Annotated in this window: 11 protein-coding genes; 8 read left to right on the forward strand and 3 right to left on the reverse strand. The window is 35.6% G+C overall.

The features are described from left to right. Nucleotides 1-298 precede the first annotated feature (298 nt). Genes gmhA through ccoS form a run of 5 tightly spaced genes read left to right on the forward strand, consistent with a single transcriptional unit; the run spans nt 299 to nt 4493 of the window. The gene (gene gmhA, locus M0Q20_RS10455; RefSeq protein ID WP_295061652.1) at nt 299-886 is read left to right on the forward strand and encodes a D-sedoheptulose 7-phosphate isomerase; all 588 of its coding nucleotides are present in this window, start codon (nt 299-301) and stop codon (nt 884-886) included. 6 nt (nt 887-892) lie between these two features. Next, the gene (gene gmhB, locus M0Q20_RS10460) at nt 893-1417 is read left to right on the forward strand and encodes a D-glycero-beta-D-manno-heptose 1,7-bisphosphate 7-phosphatase (protein WP_295061655.1); all 525 of its coding nucleotides are present in this window, start codon (nt 893-895) and stop codon (nt 1415-1417) included. Then, a complete protein-coding gene (locus M0Q20_RS10465; protein ID WP_295061658.1) occupies nt 1401-1886 on the forward strand; it encodes an asparaginase domain-containing protein in 486 nt (161 codons plus the stop codon). Before gmhB ends, M0Q20_RS10465 begins: the two co-directional genes overlap by 17 nt. After that, nucleotides 1876-4278 (forward strand): heavy metal translocating P-type ATPase, encoded by a 2403-nt coding sequence (locus M0Q20_RS10470; RefSeq protein WP_295061661.1) that lies wholly within the window; start codon nt 1876-1878, stop codon nt 4276-4278. The genes M0Q20_RS10465 and M0Q20_RS10470 overlap by 11 nt, the downstream gene beginning before the upstream one ends. Further along, nucleotides 4278-4493 (forward strand): cbb3-type cytochrome oxidase assembly protein CcoS, encoded by a 216-nt coding sequence (gene ccoS, locus M0Q20_RS10475; protein ID WP_295061664.1) that lies wholly within the window; start codon nt 4278-4280, stop codon nt 4491-4493. Before M0Q20_RS10470 ends, ccoS begins: the two co-directional genes overlap by 1 nt. 37 nt (nt 4494-4530) lie before the next feature. On the opposite strand, the gene M0Q20_RS10480 is transcribed toward ccoS, so the two are convergent. Continuing rightward, nucleotides 4531-4812 (reverse strand): cytochrome C, encoded by a 282-nt coding sequence (locus M0Q20_RS10480; protein WP_295061667.1) that lies wholly within the window; start codon nt 4810-4812, stop codon nt 4531-4533. A gap of 143 nt (nt 4813-4955) precedes the next feature. Continuing rightward, entirely contained in the window at nt 4956-5240 is a 285-nt protein-coding gene (locus M0Q20_RS10485; RefSeq protein ID WP_295061670.1) for a cytochrome C, read from the reverse strand. Nucleotides 5241-5351: 111 nt separating this feature from the next. Between M0Q20_RS10485 and rfaD the strand changes: the two genes are divergently transcribed. Genes rfaD through M0Q20_RS10500 form a run of 3 tightly spaced genes read left to right on the forward strand, consistent with a single transcriptional unit; the run spans nt 5352 to nt 8358 of the window. After that, nucleotides 5352-6359 (forward strand): ADP-glyceromanno-heptose 6-epimerase, encoded by a 1008-nt coding sequence (rfaD, locus tag M0Q20_RS10490; protein WP_295061682.1) that lies wholly within the window; start codon nt 5352-5354, stop codon nt 6357-6359. Further along, complete coding sequence (gene rfaE1, locus M0Q20_RS10495; RefSeq protein ID WP_295061673.1) at nt 6360-7793, forward strand: D-glycero-beta-D-manno-heptose-7-phosphate kinase; 1434 nt, start codon at nt 6360-6362, stop codon at nt 7791-7793. Further along, complete coding sequence (locus M0Q20_RS10500) at nt 7786-8358, forward strand: hypothetical protein (protein ID WP_295061676.1); 573 nt, start codon at nt 7786-7788, stop codon at nt 8356-8358. The genes rfaE1 and M0Q20_RS10500 overlap by 8 nt, the downstream gene beginning before the upstream one ends. 1 nt (nt 8359) lies before the next feature. On the opposite strand, the gene waaF is transcribed toward M0Q20_RS10500, so the two are convergent. Further along, nucleotides 8360-9065, reverse strand: a 706-nt coding sequence (gene waaF, locus M0Q20_RS10505; RefSeq protein ID WP_295061679.1) for a lipopolysaccharide heptosyltransferase II, incomplete at its 5' end; no start/stop codon positions are given.

The raw sequence follows: 9065 nt of genomic DNA on the forward strand, positions 1-9065 counted from the left end.
CTCATCGCTGATAATACTGCACCTTTCAGGTGTGGAAATGTAGGTCGCTGCCTAGTTGATCATTTTTACTTCTAATTTAATCTTTACTTCTTACAATTTCTTTTCAAAAATTTTATTTTATTAATTAGATTCTGAATCAAGTTCAGAATGACAGAACGGGTTCATAATGATGGTAGTTGAGTTTAGAATGACTCTTTGATAAAAAAACTGCTATATTGCTATAATATTTTATATTTACTCTTGAGGCTTTAATAATTGATTATATGGTATTATTTTATATATTATTTTAGGATATTAGATGAAAAATTACATAAAAAATCAGATTAAAAAATCATATGAAACTAAACAAGCTATCTATGAAAATGAAGAGTTATTAAATAAAATTGTAGAAGTGTGTAAATTGTGTGTTAAGCTTTACAGAGGTAAAAATAAGACTATACTTGCAGGAAATGGAGGAAGTGCGGCTGATGCACAGCATATAGCTGCTGAACTTGTCGGCAGATACGGATTTGACAGACCCTCTATCCCATCTCTTGCACTTACTACAGATACATCAAATCTAACGGCAATAGGAAATGATTACGGGTATGATAAAGTGTTTTCCCGCCAATTAGAGGGCATGGGGCAAGAGGGGGATATATTTATCGGCATCTCAACTTCCGGAAATTCTAAAAATATAATAAATGCATTTGAAGTTGCAAAGCAAAAAGGCATTAAGACAATTGCCTTAGTCGGAAAAGGTGGTGGAGAGATGGCAAAAATAGCTGATATCGCACTAGTAGTACCATCAGATTCTACTCCTAGGATACAAGAGTCACATATTCTTATTGGGCATATTATATGTGACATAATTGAAAAAGAGATTTTTGGCGATGGTGTTAGTTAATATTTTATGAATAAGGCACTTTTTTTAGATCGAGACGGTGTCATCAATGTTGAGCTTAACTATCTTTATAAAATTGAAGATTTCAAATTTATAGAAAATATATTTAAGTTATGTAGATATTATCAGAATCTCGGTTATATAATTGTCGTAGTTACTAATCAATCCGGTATTGCAAGAGGTTATTATAGTGAATTTGCTTTTAATAAGTTGACATCATGGATGATTAAAGAGTTTGCAGCTGAGGGGATTAAAATTACAAAAGTTTACCACTGCCCTCACCACCCGGATATTTCAGGAGAGTGTGATTGCAGAAAGCCAGAACCGGGCATGATACTTAAAGCTGCAAAAGAGTTAGATATAGATTTGAGACAATCAGTTTTAATTGGTGATAAAGAGCGTGATATTGAAGCAGCAGTACGTTCAGGCATTAAAGAGAGTTATCTTTTTGATGAAGCAAATTTACATAAAAAATCAAAAGCTACAAGAGTAGTTTCAAAATTAGAGGAAATATACGGTGTTAATACTAAATAGCGGCGGTACATTTAATAAAAAATATAATCCATTAAACGGCAAATTAGAGATTCCATACAACAATGAAGCGATTGAGAATATTTTAAAAAGTATGGATGTTAAATATGATTTAGCCGGTCTTATATATAAAGATAGTCTAGATATGACGATGGACGATAGAAAGATGCTTGCAAGAGTTATAATGGAATCCGAAGATGATACCTTTATTATTGTACATGGAACAGACACCATGCATTTAAGTGCTGAGTTCTTAGCTGAAATATTCGATGATAGAAAGATAGTTCTCATCGGTGCAATGAAGCCTTTTGAGATAGACAATATAGAGGCGACTCTTAACCTTGGAATTGCAATCGGTTTTACAAGGGCTTTACAAGAAAACGGAGTCTATATCTGCATGAGCGGACATGTAGAACCATGGGATAAAATTTACAAGAATACAAAATTTGGGAAGTTTGAAGTTGCCAAATAAAGTTTTATGTTCACACTGCCACTTAGAATTTGATTCATCTGCTATGATAAAAGATGGCAATCTTAATTTTTGTTGTAATGGGTGCCAAGGAGTTTATCATCTTTTAAAGGACCAAGGACTTGAAAGTTTTTATGAAAAAAGTAAAAACACAGCCTTAGCACCTCCTCCTCAGAGCTATTTGGATTCAGCGAGTTTTGACACAGAATCTTTTAGAGATACTTTTGTAAAAGTAAACAGTGACGGGTTTAATGAAGTCTCTCTAATTATAAAAGGAATACACTGTTCTGCATGCGTTTGGCTAAATGAGAAAGCATTAAGCAAGATGGATGGTGTTGTAGAGGCTAATATTAATTTTACTAACAATAAAGCAACAATTGTATGGGCAGATGATGTCGTAAAGCTTTCAAAAATAATAGATATGATAAGAGCTATAGGGTATGACGCTTTTGCATATGATGCAATGACACAAGAGCAGTATGTCAACAAGGAGAGAAAAGAGTACTACTTAAAAATGGCTGTTGCCATTTTTGCATCTATGAATATCATGTGGATAGCAGTTGCACAGTATGCAGGATACTTTAGTGGAATAGCGCAGGATGTAAAAACGATATTAAATATCGCAGAGTGGATTCTCTCAACACCAGTTCTTTTTTATAGTGGGTGGGTTTTTTTCAGAGGCGCTTACTATGGATTAAAAGCAAATACGGTAAATATGGACTTGCTCGTTGCAACGGGGGCACTTCTTACATATTTCTACTCAATATATATAACGATAATGCAGCGCGGTGAAGCCTATTTTGACTCTGTAAGTATGATAATAACTTTTGTGTTAATTGGGAAATTTTTAGAAGTTTTGAGTAAAAAAAGTGCGTCTGATACTCTTGATATGATTACGAAAAATATTCCTAGTGAAGTTAAGATTGTTAAAGACGGTGTTATCTCTCTTTGTAAACTTGATGATGTCCAAGTAGGTGACACTGTTTTAATATCTTCCGGAGAGAGGGTTTTGCTAGATGGTAAAGTTATTAAAGGGCAAGGCTCTTTTGATGAGTCAAGTCTAACCGGAGAGAGTAATCCTGTTTATAAAAGTGTTGGAATGAGCGTTGTTAGCGGTACTACTAGCATAGATGCAGATATACATTTTATGGCAACTAAAGATTTTAAACACTCCACACTATCAAATATAGTCACGCTATTAGAGTCCGCAATAAATAAAAAGCCAAAAATACAGCAAATGGCAAACAGACTATCTGAACATTTCTCATCAGTAATTTTACTTTTAGCATTAATTACATTTTTAGGATGGTGGTTTTGGCCAAATAGTTTTGAGACCTCTTTTATGGTAGGTATATCCGTTATAATAATAGCATGCCCATGTGCCCTAGCTCTTGCTACTCCTGTAGCTACACTAGTTGGGCTTAGTATAAGTGCTTCAAGAGGGATACTCTTTAAAGAAGCTGCGGGACTTGAGACAATGGCAGGCATAGATACTCTCGTTTTAGATAAGACGGGAACTATAACCATAGGAAAGCCGGAGGTAATAAGAGAGAGCATCCGCAAGGAGTTTGATAGAAAGTTACTCTATTCACTAGTTGAATCTTCTAAGCATCCAATATCAAATGGAGTTTCAAAATATATAAAAGCGCAACTAGAAGATAAAGAAGAGATAGTTTTTGATGAGTACACTCAGGTTCCGGCAAAAGGTATAGAGGCAAAATATAAGGGCATGAAACTTCTAGGAGGAAATTTAAAGCTTCTTAAGAAAAATGGTATAGATGTTGATTATAGTGCTGAGGAGACAGCTTTTTATTTTGTGATAGATAATGAACTTGTAGCTATATATGAGCTAAAAGATAAAATTAAAGATGGCATAGAAGAGTTAATGGCAAACATGCAAAAGAATAAAATTGAAGTCATACTCTTAAGCGGAGATCATAAGAATATAACAAGAAGTATTGCTAATGAGGTAGGAATAAAGAGTTTCTTGTATGAACAGACTCCTCAAGATAAGGCAGAGTATATAAATAAGCTTCATAGTGATGGGAAAAAGGTAGTTATGGTTGGAGATGGTGTTAATGATATTTTGGCACTAGCATCAGCAGATATTGCGATAGCTATGGGAGGTGGAAGTGATATAGCGGTAGAAGTTGGAGATGTTGTGCTGTTAGATGATTCATTGAAGTCATTAAATGAAGCTTTTAAAATTAGTCAAACAACATTTACTTTAATCAAGCAAAACCTCTTAATATCATTAGTGTATAATGCCGTAACAATACCGTTAGCTATGGCAGGATACATCATACCTCTTTTTGCTGCAATATCAATGTCGTTAAGTTCGCTCTTGGTAGTTGGCAACTCAATGAGAATACGTTATAAATGGAGTAGTAGATAATGGATAACTGGGTAATAATTATGATGCTTGGAGTCTCTATTTTTTTAGGGGCTATTGCACTTTTTGCATTTTTATGGGCAATTAAAAATGGTCAGTTTGATGATGAAGAGAAGTTTTTAAATGCTGCAAAGTATGATGGTGAAGAAGATTTAAATGATGCTGTAGCACAAGAACAGAAGAAAAAAGATTTAAAGAAAAATTATAAACCAGAGTAGAGGATGAGTTGCCAAGGCTGGCAACTCAGGAGGTAAACTACTTACCTATCGTTTGTGAAAAAGCATCTAACTCTTCGTCAGAATATTTAGAAACTTGACCTACCATAAGAGCTTTTTTTGCTCCACCGTAACTACCGTCTTTGTAACCTTTAAGAGCAGCAGCGATATCTGCTTTGCTCATTTCAGCAACATTTTTGCTCCCCATAGAAGTTTTTGTCCAGTCAGCACCGTGACAACCGACACAAGCTTGAGCATTTACAGCAGCCATTAAAGCAGTAGTTGCACCTAAAGCAACTATTGACATAATAATTTTTTTCATTTTTTTACACCCTTTTTTTAAATTCAGACAAATTGTAATGAGTTTATTCTTAAAGGTGTCTTAATAATGTATTAGAATTTTTTATATTTGTATATAGGGAAAGAATGTGTAGAGAATTGCCACAACGGGCAATTCAGGTAAAATTATTTACCGATTGTTTGTGCGAAAGCTTCTAGCTCTTCGTTTGAATATTTGTCAACTTGACCTTTCATAAGACCTTTCATCGGTCCGCCGTAACTACCGTCTTTGTAGCCTATAAGTGAAGCAGCGATATCCGCTTTGCTCATTTGAGAAACATCTTTAGATTTTCCAAGAGCAGCTTTGCTCCAGTCAGCACCGTGGCAACCAGTACATGCACCAGCGTTAACCTCAGCCATTAAAGCAGTAGTTGCAGTTAAAGCAACAATTGACATAACAATTTTTTTCATTTTTATACCCTTTTTTAAATTTCGTACAAATTATAATGATTTTAGTCTTAAATAGACGTTAATGATATATCTGTTATCATTTTATTAAATATTATAGGTTTTGGTGTGCAAATGAGATACATAGATGATAATTTAAGTAATAAAACAATCTTAATAACCGGTGGTGCCGGTTTTATAGGCTCAAACTTGGCACTTTATTTTCAGAATAATCATCCCGATGCAAAAGTAGTTGTTTTAGACAGCTTTAGAAGCGGGGAGAAATTATCAAATGGAAATCTTAAAAGTTTTGGTCATTTTAAAAACCTAATTGGTTTTGACGGCGAGATAATAAGCGGTGATATTAATGACAAAGAGTTGCTGTTTAATTTGGAATTAAACTATAAGTTTGATTATATTTTTCATGAAGCTGCCATCTCTGACACAACTGCGCTTGAGCAGGATTTGATGATAAGAACAAATGTTAATGCTTATAAAGACTTACTGGATTTGGCAATAAAACATAGTGCAAATATGATATATGCATCATCTGCGGCAACTTACGGAAATGCAGCCTCTCCACAAAAAGTAGGGGAAGAAGCACCGCAAAATGTTTATGGATTTTCAAAGCTAACTATGGATAATTTAAGCCGTGAGTATATAGAAAAAAGTGATATCTCAATAGTTGGGCTCAGATATTTTAATGTTTACGGAGAGAGGGAATACTTTAAAAATACGACTGCCTCTATGATTTTGCAGTTTGGACATCAGATACTCTCAGGCAAAAATCCGCGTCTCTTTGAAGATAGTGATAAGATTTTACGAGATTTTATATACATAGAAGATGTTATCCAAGCAAATATAAAAGCGATGAACCCAAAGAGAAGTGGAATCTACAATGTAGGAACAGGCAGGGCGAGAAGTTTTCAAGATATTGTAGATATTTTGCAGCATGAGCTTGGCACTGATTTGAGATGTGAGTATATTAAAAATCCTTTTATCGGGAGCTATCAGTTTCATACAGAGGCTGATATTGCTTTGACAAAAGAGATGCTTGGATATGAGCCAAAATTTGAGATGGAAGATGGAATTAAAGCATACGTAAAAGAGATTAAAAGAGTGTATGAAGAAGAAGTTAAATAGATGGAAAGATTAAAAAATTTCACTCCAAATATTTTAGTTATCGGTGACTTGATGATAGATCACTATCTGTGGGGAAGTTGTGAGAGAATCTCCCCTGAAGCTCCGGTACAAGTTGTCGATATATCAAAGGAGACTACTCTCCTTGGCGGTGCTGGAAACGTTATAAATAACTTAAAAGCACTGGGTGCAATAGTAAGTGTTAGCAGCGTAATAGGTGAGGATGATAACGGTAGAGAACTTCTTGAAATGTTAAAAAAAATAGATGTTGATACGGGTAAGATAATTACCCAAAAAGATAGAAAAACATCAAAAAAAAGCCGTGTTATAGCAAGTTCGCAGCAGGTGCTTAGATATGATAAAGAGAGTAAAGATCAGATTCACAAAGAGATAGCGGATAAAATTTTAAGCTCTTTGATTGGTACAATAAATGAGTTTGATGCGGTAATACTCTCAGATTACGGTAAAGGTGTTTTAAGTGACTTTCTATGTCATGAAGTTATTACTCTTTGTAATAAAAACAGGATAAAAGTTCTTGTTGACCCAAAAGGGAGCGACTATACGAAATATAGAGGCGCATATCTTCTAACTCCAAATAAAAAAGAGGCTATGCAGGCTACAAATATAGACATCATAGATAAAGAAACCCTCCAAGAGGCGCTTAAAAAATTAAAAAAAGAGTGCAATTTGGCAATATCCTTGATTACGCTATCAGAGGATGGAATTGCTACGTATGATGACAGCATGAGAGTTTTTCCTACAGTTGCAAAAGAGGTTTTTGATGTAACAGGAGCCGGAGATACTGTAATAGCCTCTATCGCTTTTGCGTTAAGTGCAAACAGAAGTATAGATGAAGCAGCTGCTTTTGCCAACCTTGCTGCGGGTGTAGTTGTCGGCAAAATAGGCTCTGCAACAGTTACTCTTGATGAGATAGAGGAGTATGAAGCAACTCTCCATAAGAGTACATCTGATGCGCATATAAAAAGTTTTGAGGAGATAGAAGCAGTCGTAAATCGTTACCGAAGTAACGGTAAAAAAATTGTTTTCACAAACGGCTGCTTTGATATTTTACATGTAGGGCATGTAAAGTATCTTCAGGAGGCAAAAAGCTTTGGAGATGTTTTGATAGTGGGCTTAAACTCAGATGAGTCGGTCTCTCGCCTTAAAGGGCCTTCTCGTCCTATCAATGTTGCAAATGATAGAGCTTATCTTCTAGCAGCGCTTGAGGCGGTTGATTTCGTTGTCCCGTTTGAGGAAGATACTCCGCATGAGCTTATAAAAATGATAATGCCGGACACTCTTGTAAAAGGCGGTGATTATAAGGGCAAAAATGTCGTCGGAACAGAGTTTGCTAGGGAGTTGAAGCTTGTTGACTTTGTTGATGGAAAAAGTACAACTATAACAATTAAGAAAATCCAAGGAGAGTTAAATGTTTAAAAAAGTAGTATTAGTGGCACTTAGTGCTGTATCTGTGTTTGCTATGCATAGCGCTGAGGTAAATATAAATAATTCAGATTTAGAGCTCTCTGTAAGACTAGATATGGGTCAGTTTAATGAAAGTGTTGAGCCGGATACGATTTTTTTGGGTGCAAGATATTTAAATGCCGATGAGAGGCATAGTGATGTTGGATCTATTGATGATTATCAAGAAGTAAGTTTTTTGATGCAAAGAGAAGTAGATAGTGATTTTAGATTGGGGCTTGGTGTTAAACTAAACCATACCAAAGATTTTGTCTCTATTCCGCTTGGAGTTGAAGCCTCTTACAAGCTACCTTTTAGCTCAAACGTGCCGTTTTATATAGGAGCTAGCATATACGCTGCGCCTGAGGTTCTATCTCTAGATAAAGCTGATAATTATTTGGAGTACCGCATAAACCTAGAGGCAGAGGCTATAAAAAATGGCTTTATTACGCTTGGATATAGGCATATGGATACTAATTATGAACGAAGAGATGTAGAGTATAATGAATCGATATATTTCGGTTTTAAGTTTCTCTTTTAATCTAAATATTTAGTTTTTTTACAGCCTCTATCACTTCAGAAGCTGTAATGCTTTTCATGCAGTCATGATGACCGAGTGGACACTCTCTTCTCATACATGGTGAACAATCCATCTCATGTCTTACAATAGAGCCTTTTTCGTTCATCCATTGTGAAGTTTCCGTATGCTTGGTAGGTCCAAAAATCGAGACTGTCGGTACGCCATATGCAGCGGCTACATGCATCGGTCCACTGTCGTTTGTCACAAAGAGAGAGCATCCTCCAATAAGAGAGCATAACTCTTTAATGTTTGTCTTGCCTGCTAAATTTTTATAGTTTTTTATATTTGAAGCCACAAGAGATGATTCTATCTCATTTGCCATCTCCACTTCGTTTGGTCCGCCAAAAATTATTATATCGTACCTGTCGCTAAACTCGCCTGCAACGCGGGCAAATCTCTCGGGATACCATCTCTTAGCACTTCCATAAGTCGCTCCTGCATTAATGCCCATTGTCGGTTTTTCAAACACATCAGGCTCTATGTATAATTTTAGTTTTGGGGTGATTTTGTCCCATCTATCATTATTTACCATGGCAAGCTCAGCATACTGCATGCAGAGGTGTTTATCTGCCTTTACGTTAGGTGTGTGCGAGAGCAAAAACATAGAGTGCCATGACTTTCTGGCAATTGATAGAACAGTACCTGTTAGTTTTAAAAGCAAAGATGAG

The organism is Sulfurimonas sp. (assembly GCF_023229025.1).
Classification (GTDB): domain Bacteria; phylum Campylobacterota; class Campylobacteria; order Campylobacterales; family Sulfurimonadaceae; genus Sulfurimonas.

What these genes read in the sequence shown, in the direction of transcription:
- gmhA (WP_295061652.1), top strand. Translation starts at nt 299, where the DNA reads ATGAAAAATTACATAAAAAATCAGATTAAAAAATCATATGAAACTAAA.
- gmhB (WP_295061655.1), top strand. Translation starts at nt 893, where the DNA reads ATGAATAAGGCACTTTTTTTAGATCGAGACGGTGTCATCAATGTTGAG.
- ccoS (WP_295061664.1), top strand. Translation starts at nt 4,278, where the DNA reads ATGGATAACTGGGTAATAATTATGATGCTTGGAGTCTCTATTTTTTTA.
- M0Q20_RS10480 (WP_295061667.1), bottom strand. Translation starts at nt 4,812, where the DNA reads ATGAAAAAAATTATTATGTCAATAGTTGCTTTAGGTGCAACTACTGCT.
- M0Q20_RS10485 (WP_295061670.1), bottom strand. Translation starts at nt 5,240, where the DNA reads ATGAAAAAAATTGTTATGTCAATTGTTGCTTTAACTGCAACTACTGCT.
- rfaD (WP_295061682.1), top strand. Translation starts at nt 5,352, where the DNA reads ATGAGATACATAGATGATAATTTAAGTAATAAAACAATCTTAATAACC.
- rfaE1 (WP_295061673.1), top strand. Translation starts at nt 6,360, where the DNA reads ATGGAAAGATTAAAAAATTTCACTCCAAATATTTTAGTTATCGGTGAC.
- M0Q20_RS10500 (WP_295061676.1), top strand. Translation starts at nt 7,786, where the DNA reads ATGTTTAAAAAAGTAGTATTAGTGGCACTTAGTGCTGTATCTGTGTTT.